Origin of the sequence: Roseovarius sp. 217 (assembly GCF_000152845.1) — a bacterium.
In the GTDB taxonomy this organism is placed as follows: domain Bacteria; phylum Pseudomonadota; class Alphaproteobacteria; order Rhodobacterales; family Rhodobacteraceae; genus Roseovarius.
In genome coordinates this window covers 3300612-3320041 of sequence record NZ_CH902584.1, presented here as the reverse complement: position 1 = coordinate 3320041, position 19430 = coordinate 3300612, and the positions used below count along the sequence as shown (strand labels likewise).

Here is a 19430-nt window from a genome sequence, read left to right as displayed (position 1 = left end):
GCATTAGCCTCTCAATCGATTGAACACCCGCCGCAGCGCGTAACTTCGGATCAGCGAGCATGCGGTGAACGCCACACCGATCTGCATCGCTTGACGCAGGCTCAGATCAAGCCCCACCGCCGGGAAGATCAGCAACTGCATCAAGACGGCCACCACATAGCCGATGATCACGTTGACCGCCGCCTCGATCCCCGACATCATGCGTGTCTGGCTCATGCGGTTGCCTCCACCTTCTGCCGCGCGCCTGCGATTTCCGAGAAGCTGCGGCCATCGCCGTCGAGGACCGCGTCCTGATCGGTGAACGCTTGCCAGCGCAGCACTGCCACGTCGACATAAGTCGGGTCCAGTTCGATAGCGAAGCCGATACGCTTGGCGCTTTGCGCTGCAATCAGGGTGGTTCCGGAGCCACAGAAGGGCTCGTAGATCACCTGTCCCGGGCTGGAGTTGTTCAGGATCGGCCTACGCATGCACTCCACCGGCTTTTGCGTGCCATGACTGGTCTCGGCGTCCTGATCTCTGTTTGGGATCGACCAAAGCGTTGATTGCTTCCGATCTCCGGACCAGTGGCCCTTAGCCCGGACCGCGTACCATGCCGGTTCATGCTGCCAGTGGTAATGCCCGCGCGACAAGACGTGCCGATCCTTGGCCCAGATGATCTGGCTGCGGATATCAAACCCGCTGGCGACAAGGCTCTCGGCGACCGTGGTGGCGTGCAATGCACCATGCCACACATAGGCCACGTCACCGGGAAAGAGCGCCCAGGCGGCGCGCCAGTCCGCGCGATCGTCGTTGAGGACCTTGCCGGTGCGCTTGGTCTCCGAGGCCCCTGCCCGATTACGCCAGTCCGGATCGTACATCACGCCATAAGGCGGATCCGTCACCATCAGATGCGGGCGCACATCCCCCAACAGACGGGCCACGTCGGCCGCCGACGTCGCATCGCCGCAGAGCAGCCGGTGGGGGCCGAGGCACCACAGATCACCCGGACGCGACACCGGATGCGCGGGCGGCGCCGGCGTGGCTTCCTCTCTCGGGTCTGCCTTGTCGAGCGCGAGCAGATTGTCGAGCTCACCGGCCGCGAAGCCCATCCCCTCAAGGTCCACCCCGATCTCCGACAGCTCGCCCAGTTCCAGCGCCAGCAGGTCGCGGTCCCAGCCCGCCTGCTCGGCCAGGCGGTTGTCGGCGAGAATATAGGCGCGCTTCTGCGCTTCCGTGAGATGCGCCAGTTCGATCACCGGCACCACGTCCAGCCCCAGCTTGCGTGCCGCCAGCACGCGACCGTGCCCGGCGATGATGCCGTTCAATCCATCCACCAGCACCGGGTTATTGAACCCGAACTCCCGGATCGAGCCCGCGATCAGCGCCACCTGCGCCTCGCTGTGGGTGCGCGCGTTGTTGGCATAGGGGATCAGATCGGCCACCGCACGCTGGTCGATAGATCGGGCCCCTGCCCCAACCCTTGCAGCCGTATTTGCTGTCTTGCGCTTCGTCATGCCCCCGCCTTGGAATAGAACCGTCCTTGGGCGCAGGATATCACGAACAGTAAACCATTGTAATCATGACAATAAATGACAATTGACGACAAATGCCGCCATCGGTATTTAGACGCTCACCCGGGGCTAGCGTGAGAGTGTCGCGGTGTAATGCAAGTGACGCGGCGTTGGTGAACCATGCCGTGCACAAATGCGACCCAGACCAATCAAGAGACTTAACTTCCAAATTGAAGCTGCTGTGAAGGTAACCACTACCTTTCGAGCGCAGCAGCTTCAGGGTCTACACTCTCGGTGGAGCTTTGAGCGCGGTCGCTCTCCAGCTCTTCCGCATTTGCCGCAAGCGCAGCTGTCTCCGGCGTGGACATGCGCGCCAGAGGCTTGGCTTGGAAAATCGTCTTGTCCCCTGATGCAACGGCAGGTGCGATTCTGAGACGATACAGAGCGAACAGCACCAGCAAAATATGCGCAGCCCCTGTGACGGCAAAAAGACTCGACGCGCTGTAAGCGGTCATGGCCATACCCGCCATGGAGGGACCAATGATTGAACCTATACCATAGACCAGAAGCAGTCCGCCGCTGACCTGGATAAACGCGCCGGGTTCCGCGTGGTCGTTCGCGTGGGCCACGATCACCGGGTACAACGAGAAAACGGTCGCTCCAAATAGTCCTGCGAGGGACATTACGACCCATGGACGCGTGAATGCGCCAAAGAGAAATAGTGCGTCCACGATGAGCGCAGTAGCCGCAATTCCGATAAGAATGATACGTCTATCCAATTTGTCCGACATCATTCCAACCGGTATCTGCATGGCTGCGCCTGCGAGTATCGGTATACTGGCAAACAATGCGATGTCGCTGAGAGAAAGATCAATTCGAGCGGCATAGACTGCGGCCAGCGTGCCGAAGGACGCATTGGAGACACCGACCATAAGCACCGCAAAGACCGCGATCGGAGAGTTTTTCCAGAGTTTTGGCAGGTTGAGGGAAACGCTGGTCAGTGGCTTGGGTGTTGACGTGGCGGATATGGCAGTCGGCAGCATTGCCAGACAATAGACCATGGCTGCCAATACGAAGAAGAAATAGCCCGATGGATCACCTAAAGTCAGAACCATCTGCCCTGCGGTGGTCGCAACAAGATTGACCATTGTGTAGATTCCGAAAATCCGACCGCGTGCCGCCGCCTCTGAGCGTTCGTTCAGCCAGCTTTCCACGATCATTGCGGCCCCGGCGAAGCAGAACCCGGATAGCGCTCGAACAGGTATCCAGACCCACGGAGTAATGAGGATCAAAGACAAAAGGACTGCAATTGCTGCGATGGCACACATTGCGCCGAAAGCACGGATATGGCCGACGCGAGCCACCAAGGCCGGCGTTCGCAGGCATCCCGCGACATAACCAATCGCCCAGCCAGTCCCAAGAAGGCCAAGCGACGCTGCGGTAAACCCCTCTGCCTCGCCTCGCACAGGCAGGATCAGGCCATTCACACCACCTGCGAACAGCAGGAAGGCTGATCCCATCAGGAGAGCTGTGAGGGGCAATAGGTTCCGGAACATGGTCCACGCAGTTGGTTTTCAAGTGCCATACTCACTGGTTCAGGACAGGTTAGCAAGCAGTCGCGTTAAAGTGTGTGTGCCTAAGGAAACATGTAAGTCGGCGGGACTTAACGCACGATCTTCGTTGTGCTGCGGATAGGCTCACAATCATGAGCGTCAAACGACTTTGGCATGCTCGGATCGCTTCAGCGCAACGGAACCATTGCCAATTGCAATGGCCAGTACGATCAGAGCTGCCCCCGGCACTAGGCCTGGTCCTGCACTTTCGCCCAACAGCACCATCGCGATGAGTATGGCGGCCAGCGGCGAGAAGGACGTTGCGAGCGACAGCTCAGAGGCACGAGCGTATTTCAATGCCATATTCCAGGCAAGCTGGCCCAACACTATGACCACACCCGCATATAGCCAGACCCACTGCCAGAGCATCGGCGCGAAGATATCGCGAAATACCTGTGGGCCATAGAAGGCTGAGATTACCACAAAGTAGATCACCGCTCCTGCGATTGTACGATAGATCGAGAATATGCCCAAGGGAATGTCGCGCAAGCTTACACGGGTCACAAGTGTCGAGGCCACGTAAGAGAGCGTTGCAGCCACAGTAGCCCATTCGCCGGTCCCAAGCGCGTCGAACCCACCACTATCGCGCATGCCGATCACCACTATAGCGCCGGCGAAAGCGATCAGTCCGGCCACCATCGTGCGTCGGTGCACTCGTTCATTCAACACCACCCACGCGGCCAGAAGAAAGAGCGGCGGTTCGATCCGCGAGACCAACACCACGTTAATCACGCTGGTATTGGCAAGAGCGTAAAAGAACAGCCCCGGTGTCAGCGCCGAAGACAGAAAGGCAGAGAGTGTCATCATGCACCAATCGCGGCGGTTCAGCCGCACGATATTGGCTCGGGTCCAGTCATGTTGGAAAATGAAAGCCATCGGAATGACCGAAAGAACCGACCCAAGAAGCAGCAGGTTCACGTAGGTGATGGTGTTGCGCCCTTCGTCAACGGGGTTGGCGGCTCCGATATCGACCAGCAAAGTCACGATGGAATTTGATGCCGCATATATAAACACCGCAATCCAGGCAAAGGTCACACCGCAGCGAGCCAGCGGCAGGCGACGGGTGGCCAGCCAGATCGACAGCGTGGAGTGACCCATGAGGGCGGTGGCGTTCTGCATCATTGCTCCTTTGCCCGAAAATTTCAGGCAGGCTTACAATGAGGCACGAGGAAAGAGCGGACATAGTTTCAAACTTGCGCGCGTAGCCCGGACCGTGAGGCCTCGCGAAGTGGCTAGGACCATGGGGAACCTCCTGCGACCTCTGGCATTATCGCGGATCGTCACGCGGCTTCGTAACTGAGTAGAAGGTTGTATCCAAGTGGCCAAAGTAGTCCGCTTTCCAACGCGAAATAACCAATGCTGCATCCGCGTGGTGCCGCCCCTCGTTATTCCTACCCACGATAATGGGGCACGACCGAACCATTGCGACTGTCCAGTAAGGGGCTGGGACAAGCCTGCTGAACCAGCAACAATTAATACCGGCAGTCATAACAACAGTAGGTGTGGGCCTGCCATCCGCAGCGGAAGGAATAAACGTCTGCTGCTGGCTTTGTCTTGGACTGGTGAGGGTCAATCCGGGAACCACTCAGCAAATTCCCCTAGCCCGTCTTCCAGACGGAGCTGAATATCCGAGGAACTCCCCTCGATCCACCAAGCACGCTGCCAGCCGCGACCCCGACCAGCACGTCTATACGCAGCCGATTTAAGGGTCAGACCCTTTATATATACATAAGGGATTTGACCCTTAAATAGCTCTCTTCGAAACACCGATTTTGCTTGTTCAAGTGAACTGAACATCTCCGGAGAAAGCGCGTAGGCATCTGATGCGCTGTCCACGGCCGCCCCTGCCAATAGCATCTGCTCGTAGATACCCGGCTTTATGCTGTCCCAAGGGAGGATGCGATCGTGAACTAGGGGTAAAGCCACGTCGGCAAGAATATGGACATCGAGGGGACGGTCAGCTTTGCGATTGACGCCCCGACCACGCCCGATAACCTGGATCAGCTCATCATCGCAAATCGCCGCCCGAATGACCTCCGCTTCTGAATTGCCATGCCTCAAGACCCTGATGGTGCGCGAACGGCCATCACGCATCCATAACCCTGCGGCGGTTGCGTGGTACTGGCCCGCAGCCTCGGCCCCAAGATGCACACCTGCCAAAATTGATACGTCGCTATCACGCGGCAATGGACGACCGATAACGATGAGGGCGCGGACGTCCTTCCATGCGTCAATTCCTGCCACCGCGTTGAAATGCGCCGTCGAGATGTTTGACAGCCCCCTGACGCTGGCTCGATCTCCTTGTTGGTGACAACCAGGATTTCATTGGGGCCATACGCCCTCGCAATGAGCCGCACGTAATCAACACACTGCGCGAGAAGCTTCCTGCGCGTACCTGCGTCTCATGCTCCGTGCTCGTCGCAAGTCCCTCGCGCAATTTGGTCTTGCTGAAAGGCCCTGGAACAAGCGTCACCGCCATATCAGGGGCTGTCGCGTCGATCGTGACCTCACGCATCTGTCCCAGAACGGGAGTGACGAGGGCGCTCCGAAAGGTTGCATCCAGATGCAGACTCGGCAGATGTGAAAATTCTGGAGCCATTTTGCGCAACCGGCTGCAATGGATGACGCTGTCTCCTGTTTTCGGGTTGGCTTCTCCGAGGCGCAGGTTGGGGCAGGACTTGGTGTCGCCTTCCAGAAAGGTTTCAAGCGCCGACCAAAGGTCCACCATCGTGTAGACGCGTTCGTTCCAGAGCGCGTCTTCGATGATTTCATTGACGCGGTCTTCATCCTGGCCAGCCGTGGTGCCTCTGGCCCTGAAACGCGTTTCCTCAAGTTCAATGGCCGCGCGACAGGCTGCTGTGTCCAGCCTTTCCTTAACACAGGCAGCACGCTTGATCGGGCCGGAACCGGAGCCCTTGAGAGCTGCGTGCAATTGCGTCCGCAAAGCCACCAGGTCAGCGGCTCGGGATGCACGGCCAATTGGCGAACCTAATGCGCGCCCCGGCGAGACGAGCTCCGCCTTTAGATCTCCAAGGCTGACACCCGATAAGATCGTCGGCGCACGTTGCCAGCAGGCCTCATCAACAACGACCACACCGACGCCTGTCATCGCTCCGGCCAGCTTCTGAAACATCGCATCGTAAGGAGCAACGATCACATCGGCGAGGCCAACCAGACGACGGTTTTCCTGTTTCGGGCATCGAGCGAAATGAGGACACCGTGTGGAAAGGTTCTTCTGACAGGCTGAACTATGGATATCGCGGCGGTTGGCAATCGCCGCCCTCACCGTCCTGAGGTTCCGACACATTGACCGACCAGTCCCAGGTTCGTTCCGCTCGTAGCCGCGCACAACTGCAACTCTAACATCTGTCTCTTCCCAAGCCGCAACCGCTTCCTCTGCCAATGCATGAGAGCTGACGAAGACCACGATGCGGTGAGGAAGACCAGCGTGTCTGAGGCGAAGCTGCAGGGCACTCAGATGCTTTCTGCTGATCACGCTCTTGCCGAGACCGACGGTGGCTCGCATAGCGAGTTTGGGCGGCTCATCCTGCCCTCCGGCTGCGTGCCAAGCGTAAGTAGCCTCGGCAAAAACTGCAATCTCACCGTCGAGTTGGTTGCGGGCTTCCGAGACGGTAAGGGTCGGCACGGCATAGTCAGGAGCGACCTCAGGCCGATCTCTTGACGGCAGAGCACCGGTCGCGTGCAACCGCATCTTGTCGTGAACCTTGCGGACAGCATCCGAGTAGGTGTAAGTCCTAGCGCCGTCCTGCCTGGGACGGGTCAAGTCGGTGCTTTCACCAAACCGCTGCCAGACCTGTGCCGCGAGTTGATCGACATCCAAAGCGTCCTCGGCCTCCAGCAGGTCATGAACGGCATGAAACGCAATCAGGCTAAGCCAGGCATCACGACCATCTGTGACGACACCCTGCGCATCGCGCACCGGATGACCGAACCCCGCGGCCTTTCGGCGCCTGCCACCGGCGTCTGTAATTGAGCGGTGGTCAGTTGGCTCGATCTCGGCAAGGAACGCCGCGATTTCCGTGTGGTCAATCACCGGAAGGTCCGATAGGGCCACATCCAGCGGGGTTTCCCCCAAGGGCCACGCGTACGGTCGGCCCGTACCGGGATGGATGCCGAAGGCCACGAACTGCTGGCCCTGCCCGAGTATTTCAACTTGCCCGGACTTCATCTTGGCGAAGGGTATCTCCGTCCGGTAGATCAGCAGCCGCTTCGGCCAGCACCCTACCCTTACAAGCGTCTCGCCAAACCTTCGCACCGCAAGCGCCTGTACGTCGTGGGCGCGGTCCGGATCGAGGACATCGATATCGATGCCGACGAGGAGGCCCGTTCTCAGCCCGATGCCACAGGACGCATAGCGGCCGCGCCAGTCATCGAGCGCAGCGTCATCGATCACCACGCTGGTCCAGCGGTTCAGCGCGGGCGCTTTTTGTCCCGGCTTGATCGGAATGGGTTCATAACCATTGTCGAGCAGTCGCTCCGCAGCGTTCTCAAATGTGATGTTTCCAGCACTTTCGCGGCGGCCAACGGCCACCTTCTCACTCGTCTGGTTGTTGCGCGGGTCACCGTCCTGGCGGCCCGCGTCCATGGGCTACGGCTGGCTTCGATGTTCGGCCTCCCAAGCCAGAACATCTTGCATTGGATAGCGGATCGAACCACCGATGGTGATCCAAGCGGGACCGTAGGGTTCGGCCCTCCAACGCTCCAGCGTTCGGCCGCTCAACTTCCAGCGCTCAGCCAACTCGTATTGGGTGAGGAACTCGCTGAGGCGCTCGTCTTCTTTGGGGGGTAATTCGTACATAACCGTTTCCGCTTTCGATCAACCTGACGGTCGTTTCTAAACTTGCCGTACGCCTGTTCTGCGCAATACCATCATACCAGAGATAACTAACCCTCTGATAGAATGACAATTTTCGCCAATCTGCGACAACCGGTGCCAATTGTACCGGCCCTCATCAGGAATTTGTGGTTCGTGGCGGTCTGAGTCGGCAAACTGGGAATCAGAGAATGAGTCGCGTGTTGGAGTCGGTAGATGCAGCCTTTGAATGACGAACGGCGTAGTCTCCTTGAGGCAAAGCTTTGTCGCTTCCTCGACTGGAGCAAGCCAGAACTGGTCCCCACGATTGGGCCGAGCGATCCTTCGGTGTTTCTTGAATTCGACGCTTTGGTCCGGTCAGTCACCAAGGCTTGCGTTGATCGCCTATTGAGCTACCCGGATGACCAAATTGCAACACTGCTCAGCGACAATGAAAGTGACCCTTCCGATCTAAGATTGGACTGGGAAAAGTTCGCAACGACGGAAATCGGGCAGATCAAGCGTCAGGAACCACCATGGTTTGGCGGAGGATTTGGCCATCCTGACTATCAGGCAGATTTAGGATATTGGGCACGGATGCCGCACTTTTCGACTGCCGAGATCACATGTCTTTCGGTGGGCATCAATCCTGACGTCTTTTCGGATGATCGGCTCAATAAGCTAGTCAAGCAAAAAACCGACACGCTTTGGCCTGCCATTGTCTTTCTCGCACAGCGTTACAAGCAAATGGTGCGTCAGTTTGGACAAAATGGCCGTGTCTCTGCTGATCGATTTACTTATTGGGTGATTCAGGTGGAATTGGACGTACCACCGCAGTTCCTCGAACTTCTGAAGCGCTATCATGTCACGTCGTTTAGCGAGACCTCGAAAGAGACCGAACCGAGACGTGAGGACAAGCGCGAGATCGACAAGGTTGCCCAACTGTTAGTTGCCATGGCCATAGATGGCTACGGTTACGATCCAGCTGCGAGACGAAGTAGCATTCCACGGGAGATTACGGACGCCGCTGCCGGACTCGGGATCGAAATCCATCCAGACACGATTCGGAAGTACTTCAGAATTGGTGCCGAGTTTCTTTCGCCGGATTGGAAAACGGGCAAAGACTAATCGTTCAACGATTAGCCTCAAATTTTTCTATTTAATATCATGATTTTATATTTCCTCGGACACGGCATTCGGCTCTTCTGATACATTGCCCATTCAGGCTGGCAGGCTTTGACGACAGGCGAAGTCACAGGCGAGCAAATTATGTCTAAAATACTCGATCAGCACCGTACCGTGCCTACGAAACCGTTCATGCTGAGTGAACCGGATCTGGCCGCACGCTGGTGCATATCCCGGCGCACGCTTCAACGATGGCGAGCACAACGGTGCGGGCCGCCATGGCTACTCTTCAGCGGCACGGTTCGATATCGCGTCAGCGACATCCTTGTGTACGAGGACCGGATAAAGCAGGTGGGGCAAACTTCATGAATCCCCTTCCACCATCGCACCTCAGACCCCTCGAGCGCCGCGCTGAACTCTGCCGCATCCTTGCGCTTGGGCTGATCCGGCTGCACATGAGAAATGCAGGACAAGTATCTGCGAAGGATGGAGAATTTCCGCTACACAACTCGACTGACCAGAGCGCTCATGCAACCACCTCAAAACGGAGAAGAGCATGACCGATCCCATCCCTGCCCGCCTGGCGGCGCTGAAGACCACGCCAACGATTGATCTGAAGCAGCAATGGCGCGCGTTGTTCGACAGCGAACCACCACCATTCAATCGTCGGTATCTCGAAAGCCGGTTGGCGTATCGCATTCAGGAACTGACCTATGGCGGGTTAAAACCCGAAACGATCCGGCGACTGGAACGGATGGGTGAAGAACTGGACGGAGGTGATCGCAAGAAAAGCAGGATCCGCGCCGATCTGATGCCCATCACCGGCACACGGCTGCTACGCGAATGGCAGGGCGTCGAACAGATTGTTACGGTCACTGCCGACGGTTTCGAGTGGCAGGGTCGACCCTACAAGTCGTTGTCGGCCATTGCCCGCGCCATCACCGGCACGCGGTGGAACGGCTGGGTGTTCTTTGGGCTGAAAAACCACCGGAGGGGCGCATGACCACACCCATTGTCAGAAAACTGCGCTGTGCCGTTTACACACGCAAATCCTCCGAAGAAGGGCTGGAGCAGGAATTCAACTCGCTCCACGCCCAACGTGAGGCCTGTGAAGCTTACATTGCCAGCCAGCGGTCGGAGGGTTGGGTGCTGGTGCGCGATCAATACGACGACGGTGGCATCTCCGGCGGCACGTTGGACCGCCCCGGCCTGAAACGTCTGCTCACCGACGTCGAGGATGGCTTGGTCGACGTGGTCGTCGTGTACAAGATCGACCGTCTGTCGCGGTCGCTGATGGATTTTTCCAAACTAGTCGAGGTGTTCGACCGGAATGGGGTGACTTTCGTCTCCGTAACCCAATCGTTCAACACGACCACCTCCATGGGGCGGCTGACGCTGAACATCCTGCTCAGCTTCGCCCAATTCGAGCGTGAGGTCACCGCCGAGCGCATCCGTGATAAGGTCGCCGCCAGCCGGAAAAAGGGTATGTGGATGGGCGGCTGCCCGCCCCTTGGGTACGAGGTGAAGGACCGTAAGCTGATCATAAAGGACGCCGATGCCGCCCACGTCCGCTGGATATTTGCCCGATTCCTCGAGATAGGATCGGGCACCGAACTGGCGCGGGAAGTCAAGGAGCGCGGCATTCGCACCCCGCGGGGCAACCGGATCGACAAGAAATACATCTACCGGCTGCTCAGCAACCGCGCTTACATCGGCGAGGCGGTCCACAAGGGCGACAGCTATCCCGGCGAGCACGATGCCATCATCGACCGCGAGACATGGGACCGCGTCCACGTCATCCTGCAGGAGAGTCCGCGCAAGCGCGCCGCGCGAACCCGCGCAGACACGCCCGCGCTGTTGAAGGGGCTACTGTTCGGCCCCGATGGCGCGGCCTTTTCGCCGACCCACACGCGCAAGGGCGGCAAGCTCTACCGCTACTATGTCAGCCAGACCGTTCTTAAGCACGGTGCAGGATCGTGTTCGGTCGGACGGGTCCCCGCTGGTGAGATCGAGGCCGCCGTAATAAACCAGCTCCGCGCCGTCTTCCGCCAACCCGAGATCGTGGCGGGCACGTGGAAAGAGGCGCGCGCCCACGCCGAAAACATCACCGAGGCCGACGCCCGCGCAGCCTTGCAACAGCTCGACCCTTTATGGGACGAACTCTTCCCTACTGAGCAGGCCCGCATTGTGACGCTGCTGATCGAGCGCGTGGACCTTAGCACTGAGGGTCTGAAGGTCAGACTGCGCGTGGATGGTCTCGGCGGCCTCACGCGCGAGATGTCGGCCGGAGACATGGGAGCGGCCGCGTGACTCGCAGCGCGCCGATCCCCGAGACCATCACGCTGTACATCCCGTTCCGCCGCGTGAAGCGCGGCGGCCGCAAGGAGATGCAGTTGCCGGATGGGGCATCTGGGCACAGCAAGATGGACAACACTTTGATCAAGGCGCTGGCGCGGGCGTTTCGATGGAAGTGCATGCTGGAGTCTGGCGAGTTCACGACCATCGCCGAGCTGGCGGAGCGCGAGGGCATTGCGCCGTCCTACATGACCCGCGTCATGCGGCTAACGTTACTTGCGCCGGAGACTGTCGAGGCAATGGTCGAAGGGCGGCAGCCGCCAGACGCAAATCTGGCACACTTTCTGGAGCCGTTTCCGGTGGAATGGAAGGCGCAGCCGTGGCTTCTTGCTGATCACAGGTGACCCTCAGATTATTGACGTTGAGCCGCCTCTCCCGGAAGAGCGGTTGTCACTAAATTTCAACAAGTTACGCCATAACCCCTTGAATTTGCGATGCTTTCCAACTGCACCTTGCCGCGGCTGACCGCACTAGATGGGTCTAAACGGGGAGCCAAGTAGTTAAACAGGTTGACCTACTGCTGACCCGCCTCGTTTACCCTCAATCTGAGCCATCGTCCGTGGAGCCGGATCGGACAGCGGCTTGAAACTCTTCGTGCACCTTATCCCATGCAAGATCAACCTTGGGGCCAACGATCATTAACGGCGGCTCGAACTGGCGTTTCCACTTCCGGTGGAGCGTTCCAAACGTAGTGCAGTGCGGTGGCAAGATCTGATTTGTCGAGCCCATCAAGGTATTCCATTGCCGCATCGACGGTGAAGGGTTTCCCCGCCTTTCCGTCCTCGTGGAAATTACTGGCGAGGGCCGTCCAGATCACTGCGTCGTGGCCAGTGGCTACCGCCCATGACCGGACCGCTTCAAGCGCTGCCGGGTGACGTTCCTTCGCACGAAAACTGTCCGTGTTTGTGGCCAAGTCAACGAAGCCAACGCCGTTCACATGGGTCATCCCTTCGCGTTCTTTCAAGTTGGCTTTCGCATTGGCTAGATCGGCGAATGCACTTTGAGCAACAAAGGTGCGACACGGGGCGCCGTTTGCTTCATCGATTACCAAAGTTAGGCGTTTGCCCCCAGACACCCGGCTAAATTCGAGGGGCATCAATGGGCCAAAGGGCAGGAACCCAGTCGCAGTTTGGAGGTCGCGCGGTTCCCATATGAGAGAGCCCCAAGCAAGCACACCAATTTTCATTCGCTGTCCGACTCGCCATTTGAACCCAAACGGAATTTCAGATCGTAATTTACAATGAAATCGATCTCTTCATCGTCTAAGCCATATTTTGGCCCGAGAAGGCGGTCGATTTCATCGATGGTCGACTTGCACTTCTGAATCTTGAATGACTGTGTCTCGGTGCGCCCTGTAGACTTTTGCTGCCGAACAAGCATTGTGCTGTTTTCAATGAGTTCTCTTAAGTATTTATCACTGGCACTTTTAATTCTGTCGCTATCTAGCGCATCCTGCGGAACAGGAAAAGCTTGAATATCCATCGGGTTCAAGTCTCTTAAATTCGAAGAGATGGTATACCACCACCAAAATAGGCCGGAACTCAAAATACCAATTAACGGCGCGACGTGCGCACGACGCGAGGCTGAAAAATTTGTTTCCCGGCTACTACTTCCCGAGACACCATTTACATTGAATGCTGGTGGAAAATCGGTAAAACTTTCCATATAGACCACCAGTAGATCGATATAGATTCGATGATCCGTCTTTGAGACAAAGTGGCTAACGTTCGTATTTATAGATGTGATTTTCTCAAGGATTGACCGCTCGATAGAGTTCCCAAGCTTCGGGACCCAGAAAAGTGACCTGTTTCTTGGAACATCCACATAACTCATTCGACCTACTAGACCCTCTCGGTTGTCACTTGTCCATTTTTGATAACCAGTTGAAGATGTAGTCCCGCTCTCGCTGGGCGTCACAATAAATATTGTTAGTGCTCGATTCACTGCATCAAAGAGTTTAGCGGGCCGCCATGCAAAATTCGCGTACCAAGCATTCCTACCTGTCTCGAGCATATCTTGAATGCTTCGCATTCTTTGCGTTGAAGGAAGAGACAATGGAACGATCATGCTCATCGTACTTGTGTGCTTCATCAGTTGAATACTACGCTCAATACACATCGCGTGAATCGCGTTTCCAGAAAGGGATACAAAATTTAGTGGTCGGTAATCGACTTCACGAGCTTCCAAGTAAGGGGGATTTCCGACGATAACGTCGAATCCCCCATTTTGCATGATCCCATGGAATTCGATAAACCAGTGAAAGGGTTGATGAGTCTTTAGCCAAGCTTGATAAGCCGTGGGTCGATCAGATTTCACATTGTAGCTTTTGGCTAACTGCAAATTTAGTTCTGCTTCCAGGGATCGTAAGCGATTTTGTAGTTCGACTTTATCTTTGGTCGGTACAGACCCGTCTCCCCCAATTTGTCTCACCCTGAAAGCGTCAAAGGCTTGCTGAAGGTCCGCAGCACGCGGAATGATGCGCTCTAGCTCTTGCTGCCGTATCCAGTCGCCTTCGGCACTCGCTTCGACCTCAGCGAAGGTTGCATACCCTACCAACGTGTTGCCCGCGCGAATGTTGAAATCGATATCTGGCAGGGGTTCGATCCCCAGATTATCAGCCTTAATATCCGGGTCGACTTGTGCCGCCAGCTTTAGGAATAGGCGCAGTTTGCAGATTTCTACGGCCTCTTCCATGATGTCGACACCGAAGAGATTGTTCAGGATTATGCTTTTAAGAATGAAATAGCGCGTATTTGGATGCGATTCGATCTTCTTTAGAACCTCTCGGAATCCCTTGGGATTGTCGTCGACCTGGCCGCTGGAGCGTTCCCTGTCGGCCACAAACGCCTCCATCCGGTCGAGGCAAGCGGCATAGAGCGGCTCCAAAATACCAAGTGCGGCGAATAGGAAAGCCCCCGACCCGCAGGTTGGGTCCAGCACCGTGACGCTTTCGATGGACTTCCAGAACGCGCGCAGCAGGTCAGGCCCTTCGCAGCGTTCAATGACGTCGAGGGCGAACTGCCTGATATCGAGATTGAGGGTGATCAGATCGTTGATCTCACGCACTTCACCTGCGGCCAACTTTGCGTGGACCTCGGCATAGCGGGTGCGCCTTGCCGCAACCTCGCGCCAGATTTCGGTCGGCAAGGCGAATTCGGCTGGCGCGGTGCGATTCCAAACCGTGCGCGAGGCAACATCGGAAATACCCGCCTCAATCTCCGGCGGAAGAGCGTGTTCTGTGCCATGCTTGACGGCCGGATAGATGTAACGGTCAGGGTCGTCCTTCAGATGATCCCAGACTGTCGGTCCACCCGGATTGTCGAAGGCCACTTTGCACTTTGTCTTCGCCGCATCAAAAAGGAAGGGGATCACCGTATTCTTGGAGATGTATTCGGTGATATCTTCTTTGGTGTAATAGGCACCCATCTGCTTTTGGTTGATGTACTTCTCAAAGATGTAGCCAAGAACATCTGGATTGATCTCATTATCGTTTCGCAGCGGGCGTTCGTCGAGATGCCACTGGTAGCGGTCGAAATAGGTAAAGATGCGTTCAAAGGCTTCGTCAGGTATTTTGATATCTGGACAACGTTCTTCGATAGAATGCTTTTCGAATAAGCCGCCGTTCAGGTAAGGGATTCGGCCAAGTAGTTTTTCCAATTCCGAGTTGCGTGATTTACCACCGAGCCCCTCATGGAACAGCCGCAACAGGAAGTATCGGTAGAAGGAATGAAAACTGTCCGTGCCCTTTTCCTGTTGGCACTGTGAAAGCCGGTTGCGGAGATAGTCTCGCTCGCCGTTCAAGAAACCTTTGCGTTGCATAAAGTAGATAAACATCAGGCGGTTCAACATAAGCGACGCATACCATTCCTTGTCGGCAATATCCGTGATGCCGTCGATGAACCCTAGGAAGGCTTTGTGTTGCTTTGTGAATTCGTCGAAGAACCGCTTAGTGACCCGCTCGACATCAAATGCCGTTCGCGCGCGTGAGGTAACGTCAACGAGCGTTAGACTATCTTCTTCGGCAAGCGAAAACGCGATGGCCTCAAGCTTCTGCAGAAAGCCCCGATTGCCCGAGGCCGAATACCAAAAGTGTTCTGGTACCGATACTGGCTTGCCGGTCTCACGCCGGGCCCAGCACCATACCTGTTCGGCGCGCTTGGAGTCCGTAAATACGATCAAGTGCTCAAGTGTGGTCTTCGCAACCTGATGCTCGATCTTTTTCCGCAAAACGCGGTCAGGAATTTGTTGCCCGGGATCAGCCTCACAAACCCACGCAACCATGCCACGCTTTTCTGCCGCGGCCTTCAAACTATAGCTCGTTCCAGCAATCGACACCGACAGTACAGCACCGTGTTGATCCCAGCCCAGCTCCTCAATAAATAACTTGGTGAAAGAAAACTGGCCTAGAAGAGCCCTAGCGTTATTGGGATTGAAATTCATTTCCAGTTCCTTCCATCAAACCGTGAGCTGCCCAAGCCCCAGCGAGCAGATGATCTGCGGTTCGCTAGAGTGCTCTTCATCTTGGACTAGGCAGAGGCGATCCTCTTCACGCAAGGCCAGAACAAGTTCGACTAATTTCTCGTCGTTGATTCCGACCTTCATCTGACGGTTCAATGTGTCTGTAGCCGATTGCCGCAGCGGGAAACGATAGATCTCTTCGATGGCTTTCCCGAGGGCAGGCAAATCAAATAGTTCGCCCTTTACCTTGTCCGCATAGCGCTTGAGGCGCTCATAAGTCCTAAAGCGGGCACCAGATGGGCGGCCAAGCTGCCCACCGACTTGTTTTTCCTCGGCCGCAATATGTTCGACACCCTTCGCAACCATTAAATGGTGATCTTCTTGCCGAGATAACGCCGGAGTATTGGGTTCGCACGCAGCAACTTTCAGAATTTCAAACTGCGACTGCGTTACGTTTTTTCCGTCCTTGTCAACCCAAGCCAAGGCGTCATTGCCTTGCGATGTGCGCAGATAAACAAGTGCGCCGCGTGGCCGTCCGTCAGTCGGTATGTATGCCTTTGTTGAGAAGACTACGGAGGGAAGCGCAGGTATAGTCTTCTGCAACGATGGGTTCGCGTCGATTGCGTTCTTCCAGATTTGATAAGCGTAAGAAGCCAAATCTACTTCGGTGTCCGACTCACCATCGAGTATGCCGGACTTCTCGTTGTATAGATTGACCAACTCCCCATTTTCGCCCTCGTCCTCGAAAAATGCCTCATCTGTCCCGACGACCTCTGCATTCTCCTTTAGTCGCTGGCGAACCCGAGAGCGAAGTCGGATTAGTTGCTCGACACCATCGGCAGGAAGGAAGGAATAACAAAGTATCTTTTCTGCCTTTTGCCCAATGCGGTCAACACGACCTGCTCTCTGTATCAACCTAATGATCGCCCAGGGCAGATCGTAGTTCACGAGGATAGCGCCATCTTGGAGGTTTTGCCCTTCACTGAGGACATCAGTCGCTATCAACACTCGCAGCTCATCTTCCGGGTTTATCTTTTCGCGCTTGTTGTTGCTGACCGGGCTGAAGCGCCACGCATAACCGGTAGGATCCGCAGTTTCTCCTGATACCGCAGCCATCGATTTAAGGCCCTTGGCTTTGAGTTGACGCTCAAGGTAACGAACCGTGTCGGCGAACTGCGAGAAGATCATCACCTTCTCGTTAGGGTGCTTCTTCGTCAGCAAATCGTACAATGCTAAAAATTTGGTATCCTTGTTGGCCTCCCATTGGCCGCAGTCTCCAAGTATCTTAAGAAGTCGCGCGCTGTCAGAAATCAAATCGTCCTTAAGCTGAGAAACGAAAAGTCCTTGACGCAGCCACTTGAACCTCCTCCTACATTTGCCTGCATAGAGCCGATATGTCTCCGCAGCACGGGCCTGGAAGGCAGCCACGTCCCGCAAGTTAAGCGCCTCGGCATCCAGAGTATTTTCATCTTCACCTTCCGAAAAAAGCTCGGCGTCAGCACTTTGATCGTCGATGTCCTCGTCATAGTTTGCCGTATCAAGAAGACCGGCATCTTGTGTGCCTAGCGGTAATGGGAGATCGTGTTCTATCGCATGTAGAAAAATGTAATTCCGAAGGACATGCCGCTCTAATGATTGCTGGAAAGCTTCACCGCTGCTTTCGAGTCTTTTGAACAGGTTCGTACGGCAAAAACCCATCAATCGCTTACCCGCACGGGAAAGGTCTTCCAGTTGCCTTGTTTCACTAGGCGTAGGTGACTTACCGGGCTTGTCGGCGACATAGTTACCAAGGCCGTATCTTGGCAAGTGCATGAGGTTAATCGCGTCTACGACTGGTGCACCATAAAGCCCAGCATATTGATCGTCAGGATTTCGATCATCAATCTTAAACTTAAGCGTAAGTGGCACCCGGTCGGGAAAATATGACCGAGTACCGTCTTCGAAAGTCAAGTATCTACGGCGATTAGTTGGATCGGTCTCAGCATAATTTTCTTGAATAAAAGTCCGCGTGCGTCGCACCATGTATAGGCGCATTAGCTCCCGCCAATCGTCAGCATATGTGCTCTTCTCGAAAGCAGCAAGAGAACGAACTGGACACTGGTGCCGTCGAATAAACTCTGTTTCGCCAATGTCTTGAAGTAGTCGTTCAGGCCTAACTCCAATGTCTCTATCCTCAGGAACAAACAGACGCAATTGGTTCGAAAGATCAATATAGGTCTTGTTGTAAGGCGTCGCAGAAAGAAGTATGCAGCGGCTTTCGTTCTCAACAAGATACTCCTGAATAGCTCGATATCTTTGCCCTTCGTGATTGCGCAAGTTGTGGCTCTCATCGATCAACACTACTCGATAACGGCGAAGCTCGGGAAGTTCCCGGGTGACCTTGGTTACCGACAAAACTTTAGCAATTAAACGGTATTCAGTTACGTAATCCTCCCACATCTTAACCAGATTCTTCGGACATATGATTAGTGTCTCTGTGAAGTGATCATCTTGGAATATCTTTGCTAGAGCCGTAGCCATTAGCGTTTTACCGAGACCCACCACATCGCCAATAAGTACGCCACCACGCTTGTTCAAATGGTGCGCTGCAATCTTTACCGCGGCCTCTTGATAGGCAAAGAGTCGTTTTCCAAATTCTGGTGGGATTCGAAATTCGCTCAAGCCCGCGCGCGCTTCTTGTGCGAGATGATAAGCCATTTTCACGTATATCAGATGCGGATCGAGTGTCTTTTCTCGTGCCCAGCTTTCTTCGATTACTTCAATAAGTTCATCTGTAATATCGACGCACCAACGGTCTGACCATCGTTCCTCGAACCATTTTGAGAGTTTTCCAGTTGCATCGTGGTCAAGCACATCGACATTGAGTTCGCCCTGCTTGGACAAACCCGACAGCGTTAGGTTGCTGCTGCCTAAAAATCCGGTAACTGGATTATTCGAGTCTGGCCTAAACAAGAGATAGAGCTTTGCGTGGAGAGTGTGCTTTAGAAATAGCCGGACAGACACCTGCTTCGACCTTAGTTGGTCTGCTAAACGTCGCAGCCCAAGTTCATCGGCATTGTTGGGCATTCCTAGCGTTAATTGAACGCGAAATTCCTCGGCAAGTTTCCTTTTCAAACGTAGCGCCGTTTGGTTATCCAATGTTGTTTCATCAGCTCCGAGACCGAAGCTATCTTTCAATTCTTCTTGAGGAAGTCGGTACATGCCAACAAGAAGACGGCATTGATTGCCCTCCCCTCCCGACCATATCGAAATAAGATCATCAATTGATTTCCAGCCACGAAGATTGAAATAGCCAACGCAGAAGTCACCGCGTTCAGAAACCTGAAGCGTTTGGCGAAGCGCAGGAAGAAGGTCGGCTTCAATGTTGTCAAATACCCTTGGCAATCTCACCTCCAAAAAATGCATGAGTCAGAAAACCACTTCTTACCCTCAGGCAGTTCAGTTGCGATCAAGACGCCAAACGAAACTGCGCTCGCCTGTGTTCCCAAACTTAGCCCTTTGTCGGCCCGTATGTCTTGAAAAACAATAAGAAAGTGCAGGATCTTTAGTGTTCCGGCCAAAACTGTGGATTGAGGC

General features: G+C 55.4%; 14 protein-coding genes. 4 read left to right on the top strand and 10 right to left on the bottom strand.

Annotated elements, in window-relative coordinates; translation table 11 throughout:
* Positions 1 to 3 precede the first annotated feature (3 nt).
* From ROS217_RS15875 to ROS217_RS15845, 7 genes are all read right to left on the bottom strand, one after another.
* A complete protein-coding gene (locus ROS217_RS15875; RefSeq protein ID WP_009818806.1) occupies positions 4 to 216 on the bottom strand; it encodes a DUF7220 family protein in 213 nt (70 codons plus the stop codon).
* Positions 213 to 1493: a site-specific DNA-methyltransferase gene (locus ROS217_RS15870; RefSeq protein ID WP_009818805.1), complete on the bottom strand. Its 1281-nt coding sequence runs from the start codon at positions 1491 to 1493 to the stop codon at positions 213 to 215. The genes ROS217_RS15875 and ROS217_RS15870 overlap by 4 nt, the downstream gene beginning before the upstream one ends.
* Positions 1494 to 1744: 251 nt before the next feature.
* Positions 1745 to 3010 (bottom strand): MFS transporter, encoded by a 1266-nt coding sequence (locus ROS217_RS15865; protein ID WP_254656443.1) that lies wholly within the window; start codon positions 3008 to 3010, stop codon positions 1745 to 1747.
* 192 nt (positions 3011 to 3202) lie between these two features.
* The gene (locus ROS217_RS15860) at positions 3203 to 4222 is read right to left on the bottom strand and encodes a DMT family transporter (protein WP_254656442.1); all 1020 of its coding nucleotides are present in this window, start codon (positions 4220 to 4222) and stop codon (positions 3203 to 3205) included.
* A 450-nt stretch (positions 4223 to 4672) separates the two neighbouring features.
* Positions 4673 to 5347, bottom strand: coding sequence for a hypothetical protein (locus ROS217_RS15855; RefSeq protein ID WP_009818802.1), 675 nt, complete (start codon positions 5345 to 5347; stop codon positions 4673 to 4675).
* Positions 5334 to 7709: a bifunctional DNA primase/polymerase gene (locus ROS217_RS15850; protein ID WP_009818801.1), complete on the bottom strand. Its 2376-nt coding sequence runs from the start codon at positions 7707 to 7709 to the stop codon at positions 5334 to 5336. Before ROS217_RS15850 ends, ROS217_RS15855 begins: the two co-directional genes overlap by 14 nt.
* Before the next feature lie 3 nt (positions 7710 to 7712).
* The gene (locus ROS217_RS15845; RefSeq protein ID WP_009818772.1) at positions 7713 to 7922 is read right to left on the bottom strand and encodes a helix-turn-helix transcriptional regulator; all 210 of its coding nucleotides are present in this window, start codon (positions 7920 to 7922) and stop codon (positions 7713 to 7715) included.
* Positions 7923 to 8153: 231 nt separating this feature from the next.
* On the opposite strand from ROS217_RS15845, the gene ROS217_RS15840 reads away from it, so the two are divergent.
* From ROS217_RS15840 to ROS217_RS15825, 4 genes are all read left to right on the top strand, one after another.
* A complete protein-coding gene (locus ROS217_RS15840) occupies positions 8154 to 9044 on the top strand; it encodes a hypothetical protein (RefSeq protein WP_009818771.1) in 891 nt (296 codons plus the stop codon).
* A 553-nt stretch (positions 9045 to 9597) separates the two neighbouring features.
* Positions 9598 to 10044 (top strand): DUF2924 domain-containing protein, encoded by a 447-nt coding sequence (locus tag ROS217_RS15835; RefSeq protein ID WP_009818800.1) that lies wholly within the window; start codon positions 9598 to 9600, stop codon positions 10042 to 10044.
* On the top strand, positions 10041 to 11351 hold the full coding sequence (locus ROS217_RS15830; RefSeq protein WP_009818799.1) for a recombinase family protein: 1311 nt from the start codon (positions 10041 to 10043) through the stop codon (positions 11349 to 11351). Before ROS217_RS15835 ends, ROS217_RS15830 begins: the two co-directional genes overlap by 4 nt.
* The gene (locus tag ROS217_RS15825; protein WP_009818798.1) at positions 11348 to 11740 is read left to right on the top strand and encodes a hypothetical protein; all 393 of its coding nucleotides are present in this window, start codon (positions 11348 to 11350) and stop codon (positions 11738 to 11740) included. Before ROS217_RS15830 ends, ROS217_RS15825 begins: the two co-directional genes overlap by 4 nt.
* A 272-nt stretch (positions 11741 to 12012) precedes the next feature.
* Here ROS217_RS15825 and ROS217_RS15820 read toward each other — a convergent pair whose 3' ends face one another.
* Genes ROS217_RS15820 through ROS217_RS15810 form a run of 3 tightly spaced genes read right to left on the bottom strand, consistent with a single transcriptional unit; the run spans position 12013 to position 19259 of the window.
* Positions 12013 to 12582: a hypothetical protein gene (locus ROS217_RS15820; RefSeq protein WP_009818797.1), complete on the bottom strand. Its 570-nt coding sequence runs from the start codon at positions 12580 to 12582 to the stop codon at positions 12013 to 12015.
* Positions 12579 to 15836, bottom strand: a complete 3258-nt coding sequence (locus ROS217_RS15815; protein WP_009818796.1) for an Eco57I restriction-modification methylase domain-containing protein — start codon at positions 15834 to 15836, stop codon at positions 12579 to 12581. Before ROS217_RS15815 ends, ROS217_RS15820 begins: the two co-directional genes overlap by 4 nt.
* A 15-nt stretch (positions 15837 to 15851) precedes the next feature.
* On the bottom strand, positions 15852 to 19259 hold the full coding sequence (locus ROS217_RS15810; protein WP_083781554.1) for a helicase-related protein: 3408 nt from the start codon (positions 19257 to 19259) through the stop codon (positions 15852 to 15854).
* Between the last annotated feature and the right edge of the window lie 171 nt (positions 19260 to 19430).